Below are 22,380 nucleotides of genomic sequence, written 5' to 3'. Positions count from 1 at the left end.
CGGCGTCCCCCACGGCTCCACGGCGGCGTTCGGGTTACGGAGCGATCAGGAAGCTGGTGGCCGCATGCCCCAGCAGGGCCGAGGGCTGGCGCAGCGACGCCGACAGGTCCTTGGCCAGCGCCTTGGCGTCACCGTAGGGCACGAAGGCGTGCTGCTCGTAGTTCATCGGGGTGCCGACCACCGGCTGCCCGTCGGCGCGGCAGACGCCGATCAGCGCCTCGGCGCCCTCGGGACCGCCGACGCGGAAGTCCACCGGCGTGCCCTCGCCCGACACCCGCACGGTCTGGCCGGCCTTCAACTGGTTGTCGGGCTGGAAACGGTTCGGGAACAGGATGTGGACCTTCCCGGAGGTGCCGATGTCGAGCAGCGTCAGCCGGCAATCCTTCTCGGCCGTCACCGTCACGACGGCGGCCTCGCCGACGCGGTAGACCGGCCGGTCGGTGCCGACCGTCAGCCGGAACCCGGCCGGCGGCGCCGCGTCGGCCGGCACGACCGCCACCGACGACGGCGCGAAGGTGCCCTGGACCGCGACCGACGGAACCGCCGTCGACACGGCTGCCGTCGACGGGGCCGCCGCCGACGGGGCGGGCGCCGGGGCCGCAGCGGCGGGGCCGGCCCCGTCGGTGATGCGGATCACCTTGGTGAACTCGGCCCAGGTCCCGGCGCCATTCTCCCGCAGGGTGGCGGTCAGATCCTTGACGGCGGCGGCGGCGTCCCCCTTGTAGGCCATGAAGGCGCCGGCCTTGGAGAGCTGCTCCGGCTTGAACAGCGGCTGGGGGCCGGTGGTGGCGATGACCTTCAGCACCTCGGTGCCGGCCGGGCCGCCGACCTTGAGGTCGAACGAGTCCGATCCGCCGGGAATCTTCACCGCCTGACCGCCGCGCACGCGGTTGTCGGTCTGGTACTGGTTCGGAAAGACCACATGGACCTTCCCGGAGGTTCCGACATCGACGACCGTGACGTAGGCGTCCTTGCTGGTCTGCACCGTCAGTTCCACCTTGTCGCCGGGACGGTAGACACCGTCCTTGCGGTCGACCGAGGCCGTGATGGCGAGATCGGTCCTTTCGGGCTTCAGGTCGGCGATCGGCCGCTGTTCGGCCGACAGGTCGCGGGTGAGGCTGTCGGCGGCAGCGGCGGGCGGCTGTGCGTTCGCGCCGCCCAGGTTCGTGCCGCCCAGGTCGGCAAGCGCCGGGATGGCGGTTCCGGCGAGCGCCAGGGAGAGGATGCCGGCGGCCAGGCGACGGCGGGTCCGGGCGGAGGAGGCATGGTTGATCGGGTGCATGCTGTGGTCTGCCTTGTGTTCGGAGTTGCCCATATCCGGCCTATCGGGATGACGGGCGCGGCCTAGCGCAGCGCCACGCCGGCCAGTAGGGACGCGTTGCCCACCACGGTCGGCGTCTGCCGGCTGCCGGTTACGCGCATGGTTTCGGAATTGGCGGCGTCGAAGGCGGCCTGGAGGGTGCCGGCGCGGGTCACCGCCTCCAGCAGGGCCGTCGTGAAGATGCCGCCGTCGGCGCCCTCGAAGGAGAACTGGTCTTCACGGGAGGCCGCGAGGACCACCCCCTTGACCTCGCTCCTGAGGCCGAGCGTGCCGCCGTCGATGCCGCCCGGCAGATCCCTCTGCGTCATGACCGAGGTCGTCCGCGTCGGCGGGGTGGTGCCGAGCGCGCCCTTAACAAAGAACTTCTCGCGCGCCCCGGTCATGCTGTAGGATTTCTGCATGCCACCGCTGTGGCAGGCATCGATCACGGTGACGACACGATCCGTGCGCAGCGCGTTCACCATGCGCGCGTAATCGTCGTCGCGCACGACATGCCGCGCGTCGGGGGAGGCGACCCCCTCGGCATCGTAGGTCACGAACGCCTCGTCGAGACCGTCGGCCTCGTCGCCGTCGTCGTCGGCGATCGTGGTGCCATGGCCAGAGAAATGGACCATCACCAGATCGCCGGGAGCGGCGTTGTCCCTCAGCCACGCCATGCCACCCTCGAAATCGCGGCGCGTGGCGTTCTCGATCAGGCGGATCTGCGCGGCGGGCACACGGAACAGGCTTTGCGCCTGGGTGGCGAAGCGCTGGGCGTCGAGGTTGGTCTTGGTCAGGCTGCCGACGTTCGCGCCCATCGCCAGCACCCAGGTGCGCCCCTGGGCCGGGGCGGGGCGGGCCGGCGTGAGGCCGGGGTTGGCCGGTCCGGTCGCCGGAACGATCTGGTAGGTGGCCTTGACGGTCGCCCAGTCGCGGCTGGGCAGGCGCTGCACGGCGTCCAGGTCCCGCGACAGTTCTCCCGCGTCGGAAAAGCTGAATTTCCGGGGCTGGGCCTCGGCGGTCCGCGTCCACACGAGGTAGGTGTCCTCCATGCCGTAGGGGCCGGACACCTTGATCTGGTGGCTGGCGTTCCCGTCGCCGGCGCAGGCGCGGGATCCCGCCTTCACCTGTGCCGGACGGTCGCCCTGGTTGTACGGATAGATACGCGACACACGCCCCGACGTGCCGATGTTCCACATGCTCACATAGCCGTCGGTGTCGGTGGAGAAGCACAGCTCGATGGTCGATCCCTCGCGCAGGGTCGGGCTGGGAACCTGGAGTTCCAGGCGCACGTCGGCGTTCTGGTTGCTGGGAACCGGCAGCAGGTCCTTGTGAATCGGCGCCTGCGCCGCGGCGGGAAGCGCGCCCATGATGGCGGTACCGGCCAGCAGCAGGGCGGAGAGAGGGAGTCGCAGTCTGGTCATGGTGGTCTTCCGCTCATGGACAAGGGGGTGGGGCGGCTCAGAGGCCCTGCAACGTGTAGGTGACGTGGACCTCGCCATACTGGCTGGGCGGCAGCGCGTAGAAGCGGGTCAGGTCGTCGTTGGCGAACAGCATCGGCGAATGGGTCGGGATGATCCGCAGCGGATCGCCCTTGAACTGGAGGCCGCCGGGCTGCGCGCGCGGGGTGTTGGACGGGTAGGAGGTGATGATCGCGCGGAAGCTCTCCTGCCCGGCCGGGCCCTTGAAGGTCAGGTGGCCCGTCGCTGGAAAGCGGTAGGTGCGGCCGGTCTGGACGAAGTTGTCCGGCGCCGCCGCGACGGGGAACACCCGCTCCACCGCCCCGCTCGAACCGAAATGATAGACGCTGACGTAGCCGTCCCTGGTGGCCTGCCAGTGGATGGCGACCTTGGAGCCGATGCGGATCGGGCCGCCGTCCTCGGTCTGGAGCCACAGCTTGAGCTGCGGCCCGTCCTGGGCCGCAGTTCCTATGGACGGCTGGGCGGGCGGCGCCGCGTGCTTGGCCAGGAAGGCGGCGATCTTCGGACGGGCGCTGTCCCGGCTGGCCGGCACCACTTCGAAGCTTTCCTTGGCCACCGTCTTGCCGTCGCGGGCGACCGCGATCTCGACCGGGGCATAGGCATCGCCGAGCATCGGCTTGACCAGACGCTTGCCGATGGCCGCCGTCACCGTGGTCATCGGCTTGACCGGGTCGAGCGCGACGTTCTTCGCCGCCCCGGCGGGCAGGGGAGCGGTCGGCGGCGGCAGATCGACCAGGGCGACGGCGGCGTTGGAGCCGACCGTCTCCCGCAGCAGGCCGGCGATGAATTCGCCCAGATCGGCGGGCGCCTCGGCCTGGGCCGCCTCGCCCTCCGGTCCGGGCTGGACGGTAACGGCCGTCGGCTCGGCGGGGCCGGCCACCGGCTGGCCGGCGGCGGGCTGCTGGATCTGCGCCGGGGCCGGCGGCTCGACCGGAGCCAGGATGTCGGCCAAAGCGGGCGTTGCCAGCGCCATGGCAGCTATGGCCGCGGCTGGCAGCCCGAACGGAAGCTTGCGGAGCGAACGGGGCATGTTCCGATTCCTTCGATTCCAGATCACTTGCGCACCAGGACCTCGGTCGAGGTCATCGCGCTGTTCCATGCATCGGGATGGAGCCGGGCCAGGGCCGTTCCGAGACGATCGACGAACGCGTCGCGCGGCAGGGGCGCCAGGACCGGACCGGGCTTGGCGGCAGCGGCGGCCGGGCCGAGAATGGCCGGGAACGGTTGCGCGGTGACGACGAGCAGGGCGTTGTCGACCCCGGCCGGCGGGCGGACGCGCAGGTCGAAGCCGTCGACCGGGCCCGGAAAGACGCGTTCGTCGCGGGACCGGACCGCCAGATTCTCGGCCAGGACCAGCACCGACCCCGAAGCCTGGAGAAGGTAGAGCTGGGCGTAGCCGGACCGTTGGCTTTCGAGACGGAAGGACATGCTCTCGCCCTCGACCATCGGCTGTTTGGCCATGGGGGCGATACGGACGGCGAAGGGCTGTGCCGGATTCACCGTCACCCGCAGATCGCCGGCGCTTGCCGTGGTCGTCGGCGGATCGGGCGGCGTGGTTGCGCAGGCGGACAAGGCCAGCGCGCATGACAGGGCCGCGCCCGCCACTCTGGCAGCGCGCAAATATGCTGATCGATTCGCCATTTTCAAGACTCCGTCGCCGCTTCAAGGAAAGTAAATTGTCTTCAATCATGCATCAAATCCAAAACAGAAGCCCCGCCACCGGTTCCCGCCGACCGTGTGCGGCTTGGTGTCTGATCGGACATGCGTTTTTCCTATCGGGATGATCGCCGGCCTTTGCCGCTTCCCACGGCCGTGCCGCGCGCCGAAGGCGGGAGGGCATCGGAAAGGCCGGCCGCCGGTGCCAGCCTCCGTTCACGGCCTTGCGGCGCATGGCCGCACAGGTCGGCAGAGTCCCCCTGCTGCCGGCGGACCGGCTCCCTTGCGGGGGATGCGACCGAATCGGGGGGGAAACAGGCTTGGCCTCGCCGTCGGCGGCTTGCCGCTGCCTGCGGCGATTGATCGCGGCCGCCGGATCGATCCGCGGAAGGAGGATCCCCACCGGCTACCCCTCGCAAATGGCTCTGTCGGTGCGTGGGTTTGCCCGGTGTGGGAATCCTTCCCGGTTTCTCTTTTCGGGCGGATTGGTCATTATTCCGATGGAAGCCCCGAGGCGGTCATGCCGGGGCCGGGGAACGCACTGACGGTTGTCCATGCTCAAACCATCCTTGAAGCGGCCGGCCTTCGCGTCGAAGGCTCCCGCCAAATCGCCGGCCTATGCTCTCGCCGTGCGCTTCGTCGCCTGGCTCACGGAGGCGGCCGGCGGGCGCTGGGGATACCCGGTGACGCCGTGGTCGATGGAGGAGCGGCTTCTCCTTCTCCTGGGACAGCCTCCGTTGCTCGACGAACTCGTCGGCCATCCCCTGTTCGCCGGGACCATGCCGCCCGAGCAGGCGGCGCGGGCGTTCCTGGAAAGCGTGATCCACGCGCCGGTGACGCTCACGGGCGGCGATCAAGTCTCCGCCGCGCACAGGCTCCTGGCGGAGATCGTCCGGCTGGCTCCGGGGCTTGCGTCTCCCGTGGCCCCGGCCCTCACCGACCAGCCGCCGGCGAACGCCACGGTCGTATCGCTGAATCCCGCCCTGCGGATGCTGATCCTGCAACTGAGGCCGCTCCTGGCCGAGCATGGTCCGGGACCGGGGCTGACGGTCGGCGATTTCGCGTTGCCCCTTCCGAAGCTCATCAGCCCCTGGGATGCCTTGAGCCTGCCTCCGGGACCGCTCGCCGCCCCCGCGACCCCGGCCGACGCGATCCGGCTCATCGACGTCCTGACGGACGCGCTGGAGTCCAAGGGACGGCACTGGAAGGAATTGAAGGACGCCGGCCTGGTCCCGCCCCATCATTGGTTCGACACCACATCCGCGAACCAGATCAAGGCGTTGAACAAGTTCCGCCGCACCGCCGAGGAGATCGCCGAAAAGACCGGGGGCCATACGAACGACCCGAAGATCCTCGAGGCCGCGTGGGAGAAGGTCAAGGTGCCCCGCTTCGCCTCGCCGCAGGAGGTCGTCCGCAGCCCGCTGTGGAAGCACGCCGTCCGTCAGGGGTGGAGGGTCGGCACCACCTCCGCCGTCGATACAGACGCCATCCCGATTAGGGAAGCGGACACGGAGGAGGGCATGACCCCCGAACTGTTCGACGAGCGGCTCGCGCGGCTGGAGAAGGACGGGATCCTCGATCCCCTCGACGCCAGACTCCTGCGCGGCCTGATGTCCGGGGCTTCCCTGGGCGATCTGGCGAAGGACAAGGACGTGAAGACGCGTCTGAAGGAACGGGATCTGACGATCATGGAGTACACGAAGGATCTGGTGGTGCACGTGTACAAGGCCGCGGCCCGCTGCACGGACAATGGAGATGACGCATGACGGACGGAAAAGACGAAGGGAACCCGCCCGGTTCCACCGGACGCCGCTCCGCCGGGGAGCAGGCCTTGCTGGGCTTCGCCCGCACCGTCGAGCGTCTGGTCGATCTGGCGATCGCCCGTCACGAGGTGTCGGAGACGGAGGCGGCCAGGGCGCGCCAGCCGGCCGGACCGCAGGAGAGCTTTGCCTTCCTGCCCCTGGCGGCGGCGACGGGCGGGCCGCCGCTGCCGTCCCAGGACGACGAACTGCTCGACGAGTCCCAGTCGCTCGGCTTCTGGGTCGAATCGCTGGAGCCGGAGGCGCTGCGGCTGCATTTCCAGGCGAAGGGGTTCACCACCATCGACAGCCTGGCGGAGCGGTGGGCGACGGTGTCCAGCAAGGACCTCCTGATCAACCTCAGCCTGAAGTTCGATCCCGACGGGCACGCGCACTGCGATCTGCCGGACCTGCCCGAATTCCGGTCGGCTCTGGCGGCGCCGCTCGACGTGACGGTTCCGGGGCTGCATTTCGATTTCGGGTCCGGGAGCGGCCGCGATGACCGGCCCCGGTGACGCCAGCCCGGGAAACAGCGGGCCGGGAAACAGCGGGCCGGGAAACAGTGGGTTGGGAAACAGCGGGCCGGGAGACGCGGCGGCCGTCACGTCGGCGGAGGTCGTCGCCACCGTGCATGTTCCGATCGTCCCGCCGGACGGTTCGACGCCCCCGCCCGACCTGGCGCTGCTCCGGCTGGTCGCCGGCCATCATCCGGTGGCGCCGACCCGGGGCAATCGTGAATTGCAGACGCACATCGAGCCGTTGCAGGACTTCCGCGCCTACACCGCCGGAATCGTCGCGACCGCCGCCGTGCGCGCCCTGGGGATGCGCCGGGCCTCCGGCTGGCGGCAGCCTCCCCTGGTCTGGCCGAGCGTGTCGGTGGCGAACTTCAAGCCCGGCAAGGGATCGCCCCTGACGGACCGGACCTGCCACAGCGCCGACCTCGGCATCGCGCTCGCCCTTGTCCTCGGGCTGACACGCAGCGGCGGAACCGGCACGCTGATCGCCACCGGAGCCCTGGGCGAACCGGACATGACGGCCCGTGACGCGCCGATTCTTCCCGTCGGCTGCCTGGAGACCAAGTTCGCTCTCATTCTGAAGCGGCTGGAGGACAAATCGATCGCCGGACCGGGGCGTCTGTTCACCCCCGTGACCACATCGGACGGCCGCCCGGTGCGCGAGGCGCACAGGGAGGTGCTGGACGCCATCGCCGGGCACGGCCTGCGCATCCTGCCGGTGGCCGGACTGCGGGCGGCGGTCGCGGAACTGGGGGCGGAGACGATTCCGGCCGACCCGCTTCCGCGCTGGACCAGGGCGGCGGCGGCGGTTGCCCTGACGGCCGCCCTTGGAATGGCCGGCAAGCTGGTGGCGGACGCCTACGCCGACCGCCCCCTGCCGCTGGCCGCGATGGCGGACCCGGCCACCGGGCTGGCAACGCCGTTGCGCGCCAAGGCGACGGACGACCGCAGCGGCTACGTCCCGCTGCCCGGCTGCCGGATCGGCGCCGTCGGGCGGGACGCGGTGCGGGCCGGCGAGCGCCTGATCCTCAGGGTCGGATCGGCGGACGGGACGCTGGACGGGCTGCACCACGCGCTGGTCCTGGTTTCGGCCGGCAGCGGCGTCAAGCTGTTCACGTCGGAGATGGTCGAGGCCGTCGCCGACGGCGGCCTCAACTACGCCATTCCGGTGGCCGAGCCGGCCGAGCCGGGGCTGGTCGTCGTGCTGGCCCGCCGCACCCGGCCGTTCGACGGCACGGCGGTCAGCCGGGATCTGCGCGCCGCGATGGAAGGGCTGGCCCCGACCGAGCGCCTGAACGCCGCCGCCAATCATCTGCGGTCCCAGGCACCGGGTTATCTCGGCATCCCGATACAGGTGCTGAAGGCCGGCGACCCGGCCTGCGCCGACGGCTGAGCCTGGGGGATGACGATGAAGGACGAACGCGTTTCCGGCACGACGGCCGGCCGCACCATCGCGATGACGGGGGCCCTGGTCCTGTGGGGAGCCGCAGCGCTTCTGGTTCTGCCGGACACGGGGAACGGGTGGTCCCCGGCGCTGGCGAAGACCGTGGAGCCGGCGGTGGACATCCCGGCGCCGACGCGGATCCTGTTCCGCTTCCAGCCGGGGTCCGAGCGCCTGCCGCTCGGGTATGGCGCCTATTCCCCGTCGGCGGTCGAGCAGGGCAACTTCCTGGCGCTGGACCATGTCCTGCGTCTGGTCGACCGCGTGTCCCGGCTGCCGGTGCAATGGGTGTGGGTCGGAACCGAAGGACTGGAGGGGCTGAGCCAGCGCCGCGCCCTTGCGGTGCAGGCCCTGCTGGCGGAGCGCGCGCGCAGCCGGGGCCAACCTTTCCCCGCCGCCCCCTGGCCGGTCCAGAAGGCCGCCGGGAAGGCGATCCCCGGCGATGGCGAGCCGCTGGAGCTGCGCCTGCTGCCGGTCCGCCCCCAGGCCGCGTGCGACACGCTGACGGAGGTGCTCGACCCGTCGCTGCCTCCCGGCGGCGACAAGGCGACGGTCCCGGTCAGCCTGCTGCTGGCCGGCGGGCAGGTCCGGGTCGACCAGGACAGCGTGTGGCGCCTGGTCCCCGGCGACGGAAAGGCCGGCCGGCCGGGGCCGTGGCAGCGCCTGGGCGAGCACCGGCGGACCTGGACCGCCGAGGCCGGCATGGGAAAGGACTTCGACGACGACGTCCGGCGTTGGGGCGGCGGCAGCCTGCGCCGGCCGCCGGTGCCTTGCGGGGTCGAGCTGGTCGTCGAACCATGAGCGGACGGGGGAGGACGGCATGGGGAGACTGGCGATCGCCATGATGGCGATGCTGATGGCGGCTTCGGTTGCGGCGGCTCCGGCGATGGCGGAGGACCGCGTGGCGCTGGTGGTGGGCATCGGCCGCTACGCCAGTCTCGCCCCCCTGTCCAACCCGGCCAACGACGCCCGCGCCGTGGCGGAAACCCTGCGCGGGCTGGGGTTTCGGCTGATCGGCGGCGAGGCGCAGATCGATCCCGACCGCGCCCGGCTGCTCGACCTGCTGGACGATCTCGGCCGGGCCAGCCGGGACGCGCTGGCGGTGGCGTATTTCGCCGGCCACGGAGCGCAGCACGGAAACGCCAACTACCTGATCCCGTCCGACGACCAGCGCATCCGGTACCGCGAGCAGCTGCGCGATTGGGCGGTGTCGGTCGACCAGGTTCTGGCCGAGCTCAAGGGCGCCGCGACCGCCGTCGTCCTGCTGGACGCCTGCCGCAACACCCCCCTGCCGTCCAAGGAGGCCGGGCGCTCCGCCGACCGCGGGCTGGCGCGGCTGGAGACGGCGCCGCGGCAGTCGCTGGTGATGTTCGCCGCGCAGCCCGGCAGCGTCGCCAAGGACGGCATCGGGTCGAACGGTCCCTTCGCCCTGGCGCTGAAGGAGCAGTTGCCGACACCGGGCCTGGAGATCGGTCTGATGATGCGCCGGGTCCGCGATCGCGTCGCGGCCTTGACGAGGGACGAGCAGGCTCCGGAGATCGTGGTCAACCTCGGCGGCCGGGAGGTCTATCTGGCCGGCGCCGGCCAATCGCCCCCTCCACCGCCACCGCCCGTGACCGACCGCGCTGCCAAGGCTTCCTCCGGCCCGAGCGCCGGCCGGACAGCAGCGACGGTGGCCAGGAGCGCTTTCCTCTTTCCGGATTCCAGCGTCCGCCATCTTGATGACGACGAGCTGAAACCGTTGAGCAAATGGGATCTTCGCGTCGCCCGCAACGAGATCTTCGCGCGCAACGGCCGTTACTTCAGGGATCCGGAGCTGCAACGCCATTTCTCACAGTTTTCCTGGTACAAGCCGACCAGATGGGATCCTCCGCTTTCCCCGATCGAGGAAGCCAACGTGCGCCGGATACAGCGGGTCGAAGAGACGAGGCCGTGACGGCGCCCTTCGCCATCGCCGCCGTCGTCGCGGCCCTTGCCGCCCTCCCGGCGGCGGCCGGCGGTTACGGCGCTCCCCCGCCCGCCATGAAAACCGGGCTCGATGCCCTGGTCCGTGCCTATCCCGACCATCTTGAGAGCCACGACGGAACCCATCTGTTGTGGAAGGACGGCACCCGCATGGCGGTCTCGGACGGACGGACGGACAAGAGCTTTGCCGATCTGCTGGACGCGCCGGACATCGACGACCAGTTCGCCTTCGCCTACCCGGCGGGGGCGGCAGCGGCGGACCCAGGCCCGGACGTCGATCCCGGCCGCATCCGCAACGAGCCGTTCTTCCTCAAGATGTACGGCGACTGCCGCCGGGGCGAGGTCAAGCGCCGGCTGCGGACGATCCTGTTCTTCGGCAAGCCCATGCAGGTGACCACCGTCAACGGCGTCGACCGCGCCCTGGAAGCGGTGATGCGGGATCTTCAACCGCTGCCGCCGGCCCTGCACGCCCATCTGACACCGCATGCCGGAGCCTACAACTGCCGGACCATCGCGGGCACCAGGCGGCTCTCCGTCCACGCCTATGGCGCCGCGGTCGACATCGCCACCCGCTCCGGCGATTACTGGCAATGGTCCAAGCCGGGGCGCGACGGAAAGCCCGTCTGGCGCAACCGGATCCCGGCGGCCATCGTGGAGGCGTTCGAGCGGCACGGCTTCATCTGGGGCGGCCGCTGGTCCCATTTCGACACGCTGCATTTCGAATACCGCCCGGAACTGATCGGCGAGGGAGCGCGGCCCGAAGGCCGCGCCGATCCGACGCCCGAACCAGCGGGCGCGCCGCCTCCACCTCCCCACCCTCATTCCTTTCTTCCCGAGACGCCGTCATCGCTGCCGGTCCGGCAGGAGACGGGCGGACCGCCCTGACCGCGCCGCGAAGTCCGGAGCCGGACGCCCCGCCCCGCAAGGCGCCGGAAAAAGGCAGGCCCCCCGGATGATCTCATGCCCTCCGCCCCTCACGCCTCCTTCGCCACGGCGGCGGCCAGCAGCGCGGTGAAGGCCAGCGGCCAGGTGAAGAAGAGCAGATGGCTGGTGCCGGCCGACAGCAGGGTGGCGGACTGGCCCATCACCGGCAGCAGGCCGAGCGGGTTGGCCCAAGCGATCAGCCAGTGGCAGGCCAGCAGCACGGTCAGCCCGACCAGCAGGAACTGGAGCGTGTCGCCCAGCGCGGGCGGCCGCTCGGGATCGCCGGGGGGCCAGGACAGGCGGGACGCCACCAGCCCCAGCAGCGCCAGCAAAGCCAGCTGCGCCGCCAGCAGCCCCATCGCTCCGGCCCGGCCGGCGTGCATGATCCAGAAGGTGATGGCGAAGTCGTTCTCGATGGCGGGAATCGCCTGCTCCTCGCCGTTGCGCCCGGTGAAGACAAGCGGGGCGGCCAGTCCGGGAGCGCGGGCGAGCGCCTCCTGCGCCTTGCGCACCTGCCCGCCCGACACCGGGTACAGATCCGGATCGGCCCAGGCGGCGAGCCGGTCGTGTTCGGCCAGCAGGCCGTCCCAGGCGTCGTCCGGCCAGGACGCCGCCAGCCCCGCGGCGGCCGCGCTCGCCACCACGCCCGCGACGACCAGCGCCAGCGGCGCCCGGCCCCAGGCGGAGGCCCGCCCGATCCCGCAGCGCAGGGCGGCGGCGCTGCGCACGGCCAGATGATAGAGCCAGACGGCGCTGACGATCGCCAGCAGCAGCAAGGGCGAGCGGTCGTCCACGGCCAGCAGCCCCATCGCCACCGTCACGCCGACCAGCCCCAGCGCCGCGACGCCGCCGGCCATTGCCGCCGGCCACACGGTGCCGGGCGCGCCCAGCCGCACCAGATGCAGGAACCATCCCGCGGCCACGGCGAACAGCAGCGGCCAGGCCGTCTTGAAGGCCTCGGCCGGCTGGATGCCACCAAGCCCGCCCTCGCGCCCGAACAGGCCGTGCGCGACCGCCAGCCCCGCCACCCCGGCGAGCACGCCGAGCCACAGGGCGATCCGTCCCGGCCGGTCGAGCGCCAGCGCCCACAGGAGACCGCGCCGCCACGCCGCCGGCCCCGGCATCGCCGCCAGCCCCAGCGCCAGGGCGAAGCTCCCCAGCCCCAGCGTCTGCTTCCAGACCAGCGCCACGCGCGTCTCGCCGGTTCCGCCCGCCACCAGTTGAAGGAGGGCGAGCAGACCGGCGCCGGCCAGCGCGCCGAACAGCAGCCACACCGCCCCGCCGATGCCGGCCAGCCAGCCGCGCGCGGCCAGACACAGCCCGGCCCAGCCCCACAGGGCTCCGGCCACGGCCAGGGCCAGCTGCATCCCGGCGGCCGAGCGGCCGGCCAGCGCAACCATCAGCAGGGCCGTTCCGCCCGCCGCGAGGCCGGCCGCCAGCAGCCCCGGCCCCACCAGCCGCCAGCGCCGGCCGGGGCCGGCGGCGGCGGCCAGCGCCGCCGCCACGGCCAGCCCCGCGCCGGCGGCGGCACCCGCCCCGACGATCACCCGCTCGGCCGACAGCGCCGCCTCGCCGGAGACGATCCCCGCCTTGCCGAGCCACGCGGCGGCGTCCGGCTCCACATCGACCCGCATGTCGGCGGACACCGGCGGCCAGTCGCCGAGGACGCGCCCGTCGGTCGGAAGCAGGATCAGCGTGTTCCCCTCCGCCCACACCGACAGGGTCAGCCGGCCGAAGCGCAGCCGGACGGGATTGGCAGCGTCCGCCTCGGGCAACGCGGCCGGCAGGGCCGCGAAGGCGGCCTCCGGGGGCCGACCGGCGATGGCGACACGCAGCCCGCCGGCCCCCTGGCGCGGAACCAGCGCCCAGCCGCCATCGGCTTGGACGTCGTTGGTCCGGACAAGGCCCAGGGAATCGGGGACCAGGCCGGCCACGGCCCAGCGGCCGGGGCAGTCGACCCCGCCGCCGAGGCCGACGATCGGTTCGTCCCGCCCGCGCTGCCAGCGCTGCTTCGTGGCCTCCAGATCCAGAAGCCAGTCCGGCCAACGCTCCTCCAACCGCTTCAGGCGGCAGCTCGACAGCAGCATCGGCGGATCGACCTCCACCCGGCCATCGGCGGTGACGGTCAGACGCCGCCCCGGCTGGCCGAGAACGACCCGCTCCGCCGATGCCTCGACCACCTCGAAGGCGGTTCCCGGCCCGTCGAACCGCTGGCCGGCGGCGAGCGGCCGCGCGTCGAGACGACGGCGCTGCGGAGCCTGCATCGACAGGGCCGGAGCGTCCGGCAGGGCCGAGACCGCCCAGCTTCCGCCGGGGCCCCGCCGCACCGCCAGCGCGGGCCGGTCGTCGCCGGCGTGCCCCAGCTCGTTCCAGCCGAGATGCACGGGGTCGGTGTCGTCGGCGGCCATCGTCACGCGGATGCGCTGGACAAGGAATCCGGACGCGGCGTCGCCGACGATCGCGGACACCGCCGGCACCATCGCGCCGAGGAGCGCCACCGTCGCCATCAGCCACAGGAGGGACAGCCACGGGAAGGGCAGCCGCGTGCCGGGGCGCCGGGCGCCGGGTCGATCAGTCCACATCGCTCACCTTGACGGGTTGGGAAAGGGGGAGGGCGGCGTCCGGCTTGGCCAGAAGCTCCAGGAAGCGGGCGATGATCGGCGCGCAGGTCGCCCCGCCGGTCCGGCGGTCGTTCACGCCGTGCGTCACCTGGCAGGCGAAGGCGACCGGCCGGTTCCAGGCCGGTTTCTCCCCGCCGGGCGCGGGAAAGAAATCCCCGGAGAAGAATTCGGCGGCGGCCCAGCCGACGAACCACATGGTTGTGCGCGAGCGTGCCGCGTCGACCTCGCCGGTTCCGGTCTTGCCATAGACATGGCAGCGGGCGGCGTCGGCCGGGGTTCCCGCCCAGCGGCCGAAGGCGTGGCGGCCGGCGGCGGTGCCGACCTCCGGCACCATCTTGAGGCCACGGCGCAGCAGCGAGACGTCGGCGGCCGGCAGCGCGCTCGGGGCGGGAGGCGCCAGGGCCTGCCCGTTCCATTCGGCGAACAGGTGGGGCACCGGCAGCGCGCCGGCCGCGATCCCGGCGGCAAGGCGCGCCATGTGCAGCGGGTTGGCCAGGACGCGCTGGCCCATGGCGGTCTGCGACAGCACGTCCACGGCCCCGAAGTTCCGCCACGGGGTGTCCGCCCTACGGTCCAGGAGATAGAGGAGGTCGATCTGCGCCGCCTCCGCCTCCAGCACTGGACGCACGCCGCCGGCCGGGTGGAGGCTTCCCAGGAACGGGCGGGCGGCCCCCGCCAGATCGACGGAATGTTCGAATCCGGCGGCGCGGATCGTGTCGGCCAGCCGGGAGGCCGGCGGCGCCGGCAGCGGCGTCCTCGGCCCCAGCCGCCGCATCGCCGCGTCGTAGCGGCGCGCGGCGTCGGCGTCGAGCAGCTCGGCTCCGCGCACGAAGTAGACGTTGACGGAATCGCGGATGGCCTGCGGCAGGCCGAAGCTCCGCGTCTGCTCCCGCCGGCCCTCCACGCACACCGGGGCGCGCTCCATTTCCCCGGCCCGCAGGCTGTCCCCGACCGGGGTGAAGCCGCGCTGCGGGGAACGGAAATTATGGGTCGCATGGCTTTGCGGCGGGATCGAGTAGGCGATCGTTCCGGTGCGCAGCCCCAGACAGGAGAACCCGCCGTCGGCGTTCGGCGGGCAGCCCGCCAGGAAGCCGCCGATGGCCGCCTCGTCGCCGCTGTCCATCGCCGACTGCAAGGCGAGGGCGGTGACCAGCTTGAAGGTGGAGCCCGGCGCGTTGTCGCTGTCCATTCCCTGCCAGGCGATCGGCGCCAGCGGGTCGAGCGTCCCGCCGAGGTGGGACAGGGCCGACGCATCCCACGGGTGCAGCCCGCTGGGAGGGCGCGGCCAGCGGGCACCGGCCAGGATGGCCCCGGTCTGCGGGTCGAGCGCGACGATGGACGCGCGCCGCTGCCCGGCGTAGGGATCCGGCGACTTGGCGGTTCCGAAGGGTTCGGCCATCGCCTCCGCCAGTGCCTGGTTGGCGGCGCGCTGGACCCGGCTGTCGATGGTCAGCGCCACCGTCGCCGGAGAGAAGCGGTCGACCCGCCCGTCGAGCAGGCCGGACACCCCGCGCCGGTCGGACCGCCCGTGCCCGATCACCGGCAACAGCCCCAGCGCGGCGGCGTCGGCGGTTGGCCGGCCGTCCTCGCCGGCGGTCAGCGCCACGCCGTCGGCCGTCGTCACCTGGGCCGGGATCGTTCCCGAGGGCGGTCGCGTGCGCGGCATCCAGTGAAGCCCGCCGTCCTTGTCCTGTGAAAGCTGGATCATGCCGCGGGTGAACCACGATCGATCCAGGGGGACCGGCTCGACCTCCAGCGACACCTCGACGTCGCCGGGCGAACCGCCGGCGACATGGACCGTCGCCATGGCGCAGTCGGCCCCTCCGCACAGGGGCGTGAGCCGCGCGCCGGGAGGCAGCGTTCCCGGCCGGACGCGGCCGAGAATCTGGATCTCCACCCCCTCGGCCGGAAGCGGCGCCAGCAGGCGGGTGGCGACCCTGACCGTCCGACCGTCCTCTCCGGGAAAGACCTGCCAGTTCGCCATGCCGACCGGCATCGTCCGGGCGAAGGCGTCGAAGGAGGCGGGCGGGGTCAGCGCCAGCCGGTCCAGCCGGCGGCCCGACTCCGGCCCCGACACGGCGGCGGCCGTCCACGGCGTGTTGACGGGCGGAAAGACCGGAACCTGCCCCGCATGGCCGCGGCGGCGGTTGTCGCGGATCGCCACCACGGCCCGGCTGCTGTTCCACAGCCCGATCTGCGTGCGCACATGCCGGCCGTTGTCGGTGCCGTGGAGCGCCGCCACCAGCTTCCGGCGCTCCCGCCACTCGCGCCCGCCGAACGGCGGCGGCGCTCCCATCTCCAGCGCGGCCTGAAGGTGGCGCAGCCCCCAATCGGCCTCGGGAATCGCCAAGCGCCCGTCCTTCCCTCGGACGATGAGGCCCTGGTCCCGCAGGCCGGCGAACAGCGCGTGGTCCTCGATCGCGGCGGGATCGAGCACGCCCGCCTCGGCGTCCGGCTTGCGCAGCTGGTCCAGACGGTGCTCGAGGCCGAGGGACAGCCCGAAGGCCGGCACCGCCCAGGCGGCGAACCAGAGCAGGGGAGCGATCCGCCCGGACCGGGGACGGCGCCCCGGTCCAGCGGGGGAGGGGGTGCGGGAACGCGGCATGGAACGCTCTCCCCCGTCAGACCGGATCGGCCGTTCTGCCGAACTGGAGGACGTAGCAGCCGAGCAGCAGATGGTCCCCCAGCGACAGCGTCAGCGGCTCGCCGCTGCCGGGCTGGCGCTCCTCGACCGCTCCGAAGCCGCCGTCGAGCCGCAACACCGGCGCCCGGCCGGCGTGCATCGCCACCATCAGACGGTCGTCGGCGATCCAGGCCCGCACATGGTCGCGCGACAGGTTGACCATCTCCATGGTGCCGTCGGGCAGGCCGTCCACCGATCCCGGCAGGTCGAGCAGCCCGAATTGCAGCTTGGGAAGCGCGCCGTCGCCGGCCGCGGCGTCCTGGTTCTGGCGGCCGATCAACTGCTCGCCGGAGGCCAGCAGGGGGAAGTGGCGCGGCTGCGGCAGCTTCAGGAGCATGTGGTAGCGCTCGACGGCCGAGCCGGGGGCGGGCAGCAGGGAAGCTTCACGCCCGTCCGGCAGCAGGGCCATGCGCCCGTCCTCCGGCACCGCCACCCACGCGCCGCCGCCCGCCGGTATGGCGAACAGGTTGGCGTCGCCGGCCCGGCCGCCGAGGATCGCCAGCTTCATAGCGCCGGCCCGCCCCGCCGGCCTCCCCATCGGCCGCATGGTGATCTCGCCGGCCTCGGTCAGGGCCAGTGTCCAGGAACTCGGCCCCCGCCCGCTGGGCAGCCGGGGCAGGGCCAGCGCCACGACGCTCAGCCGGTAGGGCGAGGCGGGCGAGAAGGCCACATGAAGCGGATCGGCGTCGAAACCGGCCAGGGCCTCCCCAGCCAGGACGATCGTCTGGCCCGCGTTGGCCATCGTCCGCGGCGCGTGCGGCGGCATGTCCGGCGCGCGCCGCCCCGCTCGGGGCTTGGGCGTCATCGCCCCGACCAGGGCGGCCCAGAGCGAGCGGCGGGGCTTCCCGATCCTCTGAGGAGCCGGTCCGGCCCGATCCCGCGGTCCGGCCGGCGCCGGAACCGCCGTCGCGGCCTTCGCCGGGGCTGCCGGGACGATGCGGATCTCGACCGCGATGTTCTGCCCCGGAATCGCGGAGGGCTGGGCCTGATGGAAACGGAACGTCCGGACGCCGCCGCTTTCCCGCACCATCGTCCCTTCCCGCTGGAAGAAGACCCCGTCGCCGCGCGCGCGGTCGGGCGACAGTCCGATCTGCAAGGTCGCCTCGGGCGGGAGGCCGAGGGCGGCGGGCAGCACCAGCGGGGCGCGGGTCGCGTCGGGGCTGATGAGAAGGCTGGTCTGCTTGCGGTAGAGCGCCGCCGGCCGCCGGATCGACTGGCAGGACGGCAGATCCGCGAAGGGACGGGTGAAGGAGAACGCGAAGACCTCGGGCACGGGCGCCGGACCGCTGCCGGTGTCGACGAACAGCTCCATGTCGCAGAGCCGTTCGTCCTTTTCGTTGGGGACGAACACCGAGGCGCCGAACAGCAGGATGACCTCGTCGTTCGGCAGGGACGCCGCCGGTTCGGCGATCACGTTGGCGCCGCGCTCGGGAGCCAGGAAGCGCCGGCCGAACTCGTGCGCGATCAGCCGCTCCAGCCGGTCGGTGAGATGCGCGATCGGCACCCCGCCCATGTCGAGAAAGGTTTCGTGGATCGCCGCCGGCAACAGGATCTTCACGTCCTGGGCGGTGAATTCCTGATAGTCGTGGCGTCGCGTCCGGCGGTTCTCCACCACGCCGAGCAGGGGATTCTGGCCGAGGCCGGCCGCCAGCCGGTCCTGCGGCTTGCCGGAATCGACGTTGACGATGCTGTCGCTGCGGCCGACCCAACTGCCGGGGCTCTGGAAGAGGCTGTCCGGAAGGTCGCCTTCGAGCCAGCGGGCGATGCCGCGCAGATGGACGCGGTTGACGGAGCGGAACGGGGCGTCCTGGACGCGCGACGCCACCAGGGGCGGCTTGGCCGCCGCCGCCGGCGCGGCGGACAGGCAGGACGGAACGGCGAGCGGCTGGTCGAAAATCGGGTCGAGGCGGGAGGTGTCGATGGTCGGGTTGTCCATGGCGCGGATGCTTCCATGCAAGGGGGATCGTGATTACGTCCTTCGGGATGACGCCTCGTGCCGCAGGATGAGGACGGTCGCGTTGTCGCTGCCGGGACCGCCGGCAAGGACGGCGGCGCGCACCAGCCCGTCGGCCGCCGCCGCCGGATCGCGCTCCATCGCGGCGGCGAGGATGGCCGCCTCCGGCACCTGTGCCCACACCCCGTCGGTGGCCAGCAGCAGGGCGTCGCCCTCCCGGAGGACGGCGTGATCGATGTCCGGCGTCGGCGGGGCCGGTCCGCCCAGGCATTGGGTCAGCTTGTTCTGGTCCGGATGAGACGCGATCGCGGCCTCGTCGATGGCCCCGCAGGCGTAGAGCCATTCGGTCATGGAGTGGTCGCGGGTGCGGCGGAGCAGCCGGCCGTCGCGGACCAGGTAGACGCGGGTGTCGCCCACATGGGCCCAGACGGCCCAGCCGGGGCCGACCCAGGCCGCGGCGACCGTGCTGCCGGAGGCCGCCTCGCGGTCGCCGCGCCCCTGCCCGTGCCGTTCCAGGATCCGATGATGGGCCATGCGGCAGAGCGCCGCGAGGTGACGGCGGGCCTGCTCCGGATCGGCCGGCGGCCGGTCGAGCAGCCGCCCGGCCGTTTCGACCACGAGGTCGGCGGCGGCCCCCCCGGCCCGCAGCCCGCCCATGCCGTCGGCGACCAGCGCGAAGGCCGGACGGTCCGCCTGCCGCCCGGCCTCGAACACCCGGTCCTGCTGTTCGGCGCGGCCGCCCTGATGCTGCGCGATGCCGATGGTGGGAACCGGTCCGGCCGGCCGTGGCCGGGCCTTGCCGAAGGGGAACCAGCGCGGGCTCCGGGGCCAGGCCGGCCGCCGGCCCCACGCCGCCGGCCGCCGGCCGGGAAACAGGATCATGAGCGGCCTCCGCGGCCGGCCGGGGCCGGCAGCAGGAGAGCCAGGGCCAGCACCGCCGCCTGAAGGCCCCAGGCCAACGAAACCAGCGCCGGCAAGGGGAGGCCGCCGGGGAAGGGCGGCGCGCCGATCGCTCCCCACGCCGCGCCTCCCCAAGCCGCCGCCCCCCAAGCCGCCGGCAGCACGGCCGGCGCCCATCCCAGCGTCCACTCGGCCGCCGCCGCCAGGGCGATGCCGCCTGGAACCATCGCCAGGGCCGCCCGGAGCCGGTCCATCCGCCTGCCCAGGAACACCCACAGGCGCCACAGCAGGAGGCCGGCCAGCAGGATGGCCAGCAGGTCGAGCCGGGACGCGGGCAGGCCCGTCGCCGCAGCCCAGCCCCTGGCGACGGCCTCCACCAGCGGGTGCGGCCCGCCACCCAGCCGCGCCAGGATCCAGCCCAGGACGGGAAGCCCCGCCAAGGCCGTCAGGGCGTCGGCGGCGGACAGGCGCCCGGCCATCCCCATCAGCAGACCGCCGAAAAGACCCAGCGCCGCCGCCGCCGCGACCGTGCCGGGCAGGGGCGCCGTCGCCAGGACGGGAAGGCCGCCGCCGGCCACCGCCACCAGGGCCGCGGCGCCCCATGGCCGGCGCCGCCGCTCCGGACGGGGTGTCCCCAGCTGGGCCAGCCATTCCTCCGCCGTCGCCGGGCGATCGTCGATCTTCAGGGCCATGGCGCGGTCGACGGCGGTCAGGAAGCGGGTGCCGTGGCCTTGCGGACGCAGGCGCGCCAGCGGGGTCAGCGGATCGGCGCGGCGGTGGTTGAGCGAGGTGAGGCGGCGGATGGCGTCCGGCGGCGATGTCCCGGCGATCATGCCGTAGACGGTCGTGCCGAGCGCGAACAGGTCGGCCGCCGCCTGGATCTTGGGCGGGCTGTCGAGCAGCTCCGGAGCGGCGTAACCCAGCGTCACCGTCAGGGCGATGGTGGTCTGCCCGCCCGGGTGGAGCCGCCGGTCGGTGCGGGCGGAACCGAAGTCGATCAGCACCGGCCGGCCGTCGGGACGGACCATGATGTTTTCCGGCTTGATGTCGCAGTGGCAGATGCCGGCCTCGTGCAGGGCGGCGAGCGCGTCCAGAAGCTCCCGCGTCAGCCGCTCGACGGTGGCCGGAGCGGGCCGGCCACGGGCCAGGACGGCCGCCAGCGGTTCGCCCGGCACCATCTCCATCACCAGATAGGCCGTGCCGTTCTCGCTCAGCACGTCATGCACCCGCAGGATGCCCGGGTGGTCGAGGCGGGCCAGCGTCTGGCCCTCGCGCCAGAACCGTTTCAGACCGTCGCCGAAGGAGGCGCGGGAATCCTCCCGGTCCTGCGGACAGACGGTCACGGCACCGGCGCGGACCGCGCTGGCCACCGGGAAATACTCCTTGATGGCGATCCGGCGGCCGAGACGTTCGTCCTCCGCCTCGTAGGTGATGCCGAAGCTGCCCCGGCCGAGCACGCGGATCAGGGGGTAGCGCTGCAAAAGCCGATGGCCGGGGGGCAGGGCGTTGTCCGGCGGAGGCGGGCCGGCCGCCGGAGGATCGACGACGATGGTGCTGGGCACGGGTTCGGCTCCCTTCCAGAGAGGGGTGGGGGCGACCGGCGGCCGGAGGGTGCGGGTGTGGAGGACCCGCTGCGGATCGGTTTCGGCCGGTCATGTCGGATCGCGTCGTGACGGAACCGGGGAGCCGTTTCCGGCGCCCCGCTCTTCCGGCTTTCGGGATGACCGGTTCACCCTGTCGCGCGGAAAGCGCCGACCGCCGGCGAAACCCCGCACCGTTCTTCGTACACAGACGGTTCATGCCCTTCGGCCGCCGGCCGCAGCGCGGCCACGACCGGCGACCCGGCCCCCGCGCCGCTCGCATGGCATGGCCGACGGGCACGGCAAACGCTTGCAATTTTTGTCTTATCGATCACAACTACGTCAGCCCAAGCCCGTAAAGGCGCATTCTGTGGGAGGATATTGTATGTTTCGGTCGTTCCTGGTTTCCGGCGCGCTCGCCGTCGCGGCGGTCGCGGTCACCCCGGCTTACGCGCAGCAGACGGTCACCGTCGGCGCCATCGAGATCCTGTCGGGACCGAGCGCCGCGTACGGCACCGCCATCAAGGCCGGGCTGGAACTGGCGCTGGACGAGATCAACGCGGCCGGCGGCGTCCTCGGCGGCAAGAAGGTCGCCCTGATCGTCGAGGATTCGGCCGGCAACAAGGACCAGGCGGTCAACGCCGCCCGCAAGCTGATCGGCCGCGACAAGGTGCCGGTGATCATCGGCCCGACGCTGTCGAACGAGATGTTCGCCGTCGGTCCGGTCACCAACGAGCGCAAGGTCGTCACCGTCGGCACCTCGACCACGGCGGTCGGCATCACCGCGATGGGCCCCTACATCTTCCGGACCTCGCTGCCGGAATCCGACGTGGTGCCGGTCACGCTGAAGACCGCCAAGGAGAAGTTCGGCGTCAAGACCATCGCGATGATGTACGCGAACGACGACGCCTTCAGCAAATCCGGCTTCGATTCGATGAAGGCGGCGGCCGAGAAGCTCGGCCTGACCATCGCCACCATCGAGGCGTTCGGCAGCAAGGATTCCGACTTCTCGGCCCAGCTCACCAAGATCAAGGCCCTGAACGTCGACGCCATCACCGTCTCGGCGCTGGTCGAGCCGATCTCCGGCGTCGTCCTCCAGGCCCGCCAGCTCGGCATCCCGGCCAGCGTGCGCTTCATCGGCGGCAACGGCGCGAACTCCCCCAAGCTGGGCGAGATCGCCGGCGAGGCAGCCGAGGGCCTGATGGTCGGCAGCCCGTGGTTCGTCGACAAGAAGGATGCGCTGAACGACAAGTTCGTCGCCGACTTCCGCAAGAAGTACTCGAAGGATCCCGACCAGTTCGCCGCCCAGGCCTATGACACGATGCACATCGTCGCCAAGGCCATCGACAAGGCGGGTGCCGCGGAAAGCGACAAGATCCGCGAGACGCTGCTGAAGACCAACCACACCGGCGCGATGGGCCCCTTCACCTTCACCGAGGGCCGCGACCCGGCCTCCACCGAGGGCGTCGTAGTGCTCGGCATGAAGGGCGGCAAGTTCCAGATCATCCAGTAATCACACGAGCCTATCCCCGCGCCGGCCGTTCCCGGGGACATCCCCCGG

The 22,380-nt window shown here is 72.4% G+C and carries 16 protein-coding genes; 7 read left to right on the top strand and 9 right to left on the bottom strand.

The features are described from left to right. Nucleotides 1–34 precede the first annotated feature (34 nt). From J2847_RS16565 to J2847_RS16550, 4 genes are all read right to left on the bottom strand, one after another. On the bottom strand, nucleotides 35–1,282 hold the full coding sequence (locus J2847_RS16565) for a DUF4384 domain-containing protein (RefSeq protein WP_209780019.1): 1,248 nt from the start codon (nucleotides 1,280–1,282) through the stop codon (nucleotides 35–37). 62 nt (nucleotides 1,283–1,344) lie between these two features. Further along, entirely contained in the window at nucleotides 1,345–2,724 is a 1,380-nt protein-coding gene (locus J2847_RS16560; RefSeq protein ID WP_209780018.1) for a caspase family protein, read from the bottom strand. 37 nt (nucleotides 2,725–2,761) lie between these two features. Further along, nucleotides 2,762–3,811, bottom strand: coding sequence for a DUF4384 domain-containing protein (locus J2847_RS16555; RefSeq protein WP_209780017.1), 1,050 nt, complete (start codon nucleotides 3,809–3,811; stop codon nucleotides 2,762–2,764). Between the two features lie 23 nt (nucleotides 3,812–3,834). Beyond that, a complete protein-coding gene (locus tag J2847_RS16550; protein WP_209780016.1) occupies nucleotides 3,835–4,401 on the bottom strand; it encodes a DUF4384 domain-containing protein in 567 nt (188 codons plus the stop codon). Between the two features lie 773 nt (nucleotides 4,402–5,174). On the opposite strand from J2847_RS16550, the gene J2847_RS16545 reads away from it, so the two are divergent. From J2847_RS16545 to J2847_RS34840, 6 genes are read left to right on the top strand one after another with little or no spacing between them, the layout of a single operon-like run. After that, nucleotides 5,175–6,203 (top strand): hypothetical protein, encoded by a 1,029-nt coding sequence (locus J2847_RS16545; protein WP_209780015.1) that lies wholly within the window; start codon nucleotides 5,175–5,177, stop codon nucleotides 6,201–6,203. Continuing rightward, nucleotides 6,200–6,751 carry a hypothetical protein gene (locus J2847_RS34645; RefSeq protein WP_209780014.1) on the top strand — a complete coding sequence of 184 codons (552 nt, stop codon included), beginning with the start codon at nucleotides 6,200–6,202 and terminating at the stop codon, nucleotides 6,749–6,751. The genes J2847_RS16545 and J2847_RS34645 overlap by 4 nt, the downstream gene beginning before the upstream one ends. Further along, nucleotides 6,735–8,144 carry a hypothetical protein gene (locus J2847_RS16535; protein ID WP_209780013.1) on the top strand — a complete coding sequence of 470 codons (1,410 nt, stop codon included), beginning with the start codon at nucleotides 6,735–6,737 and terminating at the stop codon, nucleotides 8,142–8,144. The genes J2847_RS34645 and J2847_RS16535 overlap by 17 nt, the downstream gene beginning before the upstream one ends. Before the next feature lie 15 nt (nucleotides 8,145–8,159). Beyond that, nucleotides 8,160–8,993, top strand: coding sequence for a hypothetical protein (locus J2847_RS16530; RefSeq protein WP_209780012.1), 834 nt, complete (start codon nucleotides 8,160–8,162; stop codon nucleotides 8,991–8,993). A 19-nt stretch (nucleotides 8,994–9,012) separates the two neighbouring features. Next, nucleotides 9,013–10,128: a caspase family protein gene (locus J2847_RS16525; RefSeq protein WP_209780011.1), complete on the top strand. Its 1,116-nt coding sequence runs from the start codon at nucleotides 9,013–9,015 to the stop codon at nucleotides 10,126–10,128. After that, the gene (locus J2847_RS34840; protein WP_209780010.1) at nucleotides 10,125–11,042 is read left to right on the top strand and encodes a M15 family metallopeptidase; all 918 of its coding nucleotides are present in this window, start codon (nucleotides 10,125–10,127) and stop codon (nucleotides 11,040–11,042) included. Before J2847_RS16525 ends, J2847_RS34840 begins: the two co-directional genes overlap by 4 nt. An 89-nt stretch (nucleotides 11,043–11,131) precedes the next feature. Here the strand turns inward: J2847_RS34840 and J2847_RS16515 are convergent, their stop codons facing one another. From J2847_RS16515 to J2847_RS16495, 5 genes are read right to left on the bottom strand one after another with little or no spacing between them, the layout of a single operon-like run. After that, a complete protein-coding gene (locus J2847_RS16515; RefSeq protein WP_209780009.1) occupies nucleotides 11,132–13,663 on the bottom strand; it encodes an FtsW/RodA/SpoVE family cell cycle protein in 2,532 nt (843 codons plus the stop codon). Continuing rightward, nucleotides 13,653–16,307 carry a penicillin-binding transpeptidase domain-containing protein gene (locus J2847_RS16510; RefSeq protein ID WP_209780008.1) on the bottom strand — a complete coding sequence of 885 codons (2,655 nt, stop codon included), beginning with the start codon at nucleotides 16,305–16,307 and terminating at the stop codon, nucleotides 13,653–13,655. The genes J2847_RS16515 and J2847_RS16510 overlap by 11 nt, the downstream gene beginning before the upstream one ends. Nucleotides 16,308–16,323: 16 nt before the next feature. After that, nucleotides 16,324–18,321 carry a hypothetical protein gene (locus J2847_RS16505; protein WP_209780007.1) on the bottom strand — a complete coding sequence of 666 codons (1,998 nt, stop codon included), beginning with the start codon at nucleotides 18,319–18,321 and terminating at the stop codon, nucleotides 16,324–16,326. A 33-nt stretch (nucleotides 18,322–18,354) separates the two neighbouring features. After that, nucleotides 18,355–19,221, bottom strand: a complete 867-nt coding sequence (locus J2847_RS16500) for a PP2C family protein-serine/threonine phosphatase (protein ID WP_209780006.1) — start codon at nucleotides 19,219–19,221, stop codon at nucleotides 18,355–18,357. Next, on the bottom strand, nucleotides 19,218–20,801 hold the full coding sequence (locus tag J2847_RS16495) for a serine/threonine-protein kinase (protein ID WP_209780005.1): 1,584 nt from the start codon (nucleotides 20,799–20,801) through the stop codon (nucleotides 19,218–19,220). The genes J2847_RS16500 and J2847_RS16495 overlap by 4 nt, the downstream gene beginning before the upstream one ends. Nucleotides 20,802–21,204: 403 nt before the next feature. Here J2847_RS16495 and J2847_RS16490 point away from each other — a divergent pair, with 403 nt between their 5' ends. Beyond that, nucleotides 21,205–22,332 carry an ABC transporter substrate-binding protein gene (locus tag J2847_RS16490; RefSeq protein WP_209780004.1) on the top strand — a complete coding sequence of 376 codons (1,128 nt, stop codon included), beginning with the start codon at nucleotides 21,205–21,207 and terminating at the stop codon, nucleotides 22,330–22,332. Nucleotides 22,333–22,380 lie beyond the last annotated feature (48 nt).

This window comes from Azospirillum agricola (assembly GCF_017876095.1).
Classification (GTDB): Bacteria; Pseudomonadota; Alphaproteobacteria; order Azospirillales; family Azospirillaceae; genus Azospirillum; species Azospirillum agricola.
Note: the sequence above shows the minus strand (reverse complement) of the source record. Positions and strands in the feature narration are given on the sequence as shown.

Excerpts from the sequence above, each read along its gene's own strand:
- J2847_RS16565 (WP_209780019.1), bottom strand. The coding sequence starts at position 1,282 with ATGCACCCGATCAACCATGCCTCCTCCGCCCGGACCCGCCGTCGCCTG.
- J2847_RS16560 (WP_209780018.1), bottom strand. The coding sequence starts at position 2,724 with ATGACCAGACTGCGACTCCCTCTCTCCGCCCTGCTGCTGGCCGGTACC.
- J2847_RS16555 (WP_209780017.1), bottom strand. The coding sequence starts at position 3,811 with ATGCCCCGTTCGCTCCGCAAGCTTCCGTTCGGGCTGCCAGCCGCGGCC.
- J2847_RS34645 (WP_209780014.1), top strand. The coding sequence starts at position 6,200 with ATGACGGACGGAAAAGACGAAGGGAACCCGCCCGGTTCCACCGGACGC.
- J2847_RS16535 (WP_209780013.1), top strand. The coding sequence starts at position 6,735 with ATGACCGGCCCCGGTGACGCCAGCCCGGGAAACAGCGGGCCGGGAAAC.
- J2847_RS16530 (WP_209780012.1), top strand. The coding sequence starts at position 8,160 with ATGAAGGACGAACGCGTTTCCGGCACGACGGCCGGCCGCACCATCGCG.
- J2847_RS16525 (WP_209780011.1), top strand. The coding sequence starts at position 9,013 with ATGGGGAGACTGGCGATCGCCATGATGGCGATGCTGATGGCGGCTTCG.
- J2847_RS16515 (WP_209780009.1), bottom strand. The coding sequence starts at position 13,663 with ATGTGGACTGATCGACCCGGCGCCCGGCGCCCCGGCACGCGGCTGCCC.
- J2847_RS16510 (WP_209780008.1), bottom strand. The coding sequence starts at position 16,307 with ATGCCGCGTTCCCGCACCCCCTCCCCCGCTGGACCGGGGCGCCGTCCC.
- J2847_RS16505 (WP_209780007.1), bottom strand. The coding sequence starts at position 18,321 with ATGGACAACCCGACCATCGACACCTCCCGCCTCGACCCGATTTTCGAC.
- J2847_RS16500 (WP_209780006.1), bottom strand. The coding sequence starts at position 19,221 with ATGATCCTGTTTCCCGGCCGGCGGCCGGCGGCGTGGGGCCGGCGGCCG.
- J2847_RS16490 (WP_209780004.1), top strand. The coding sequence starts at position 21,205 with ATGTTTCGGTCGTTCCTGGTTTCCGGCGCGCTCGCCGTCGCGGCGGTC.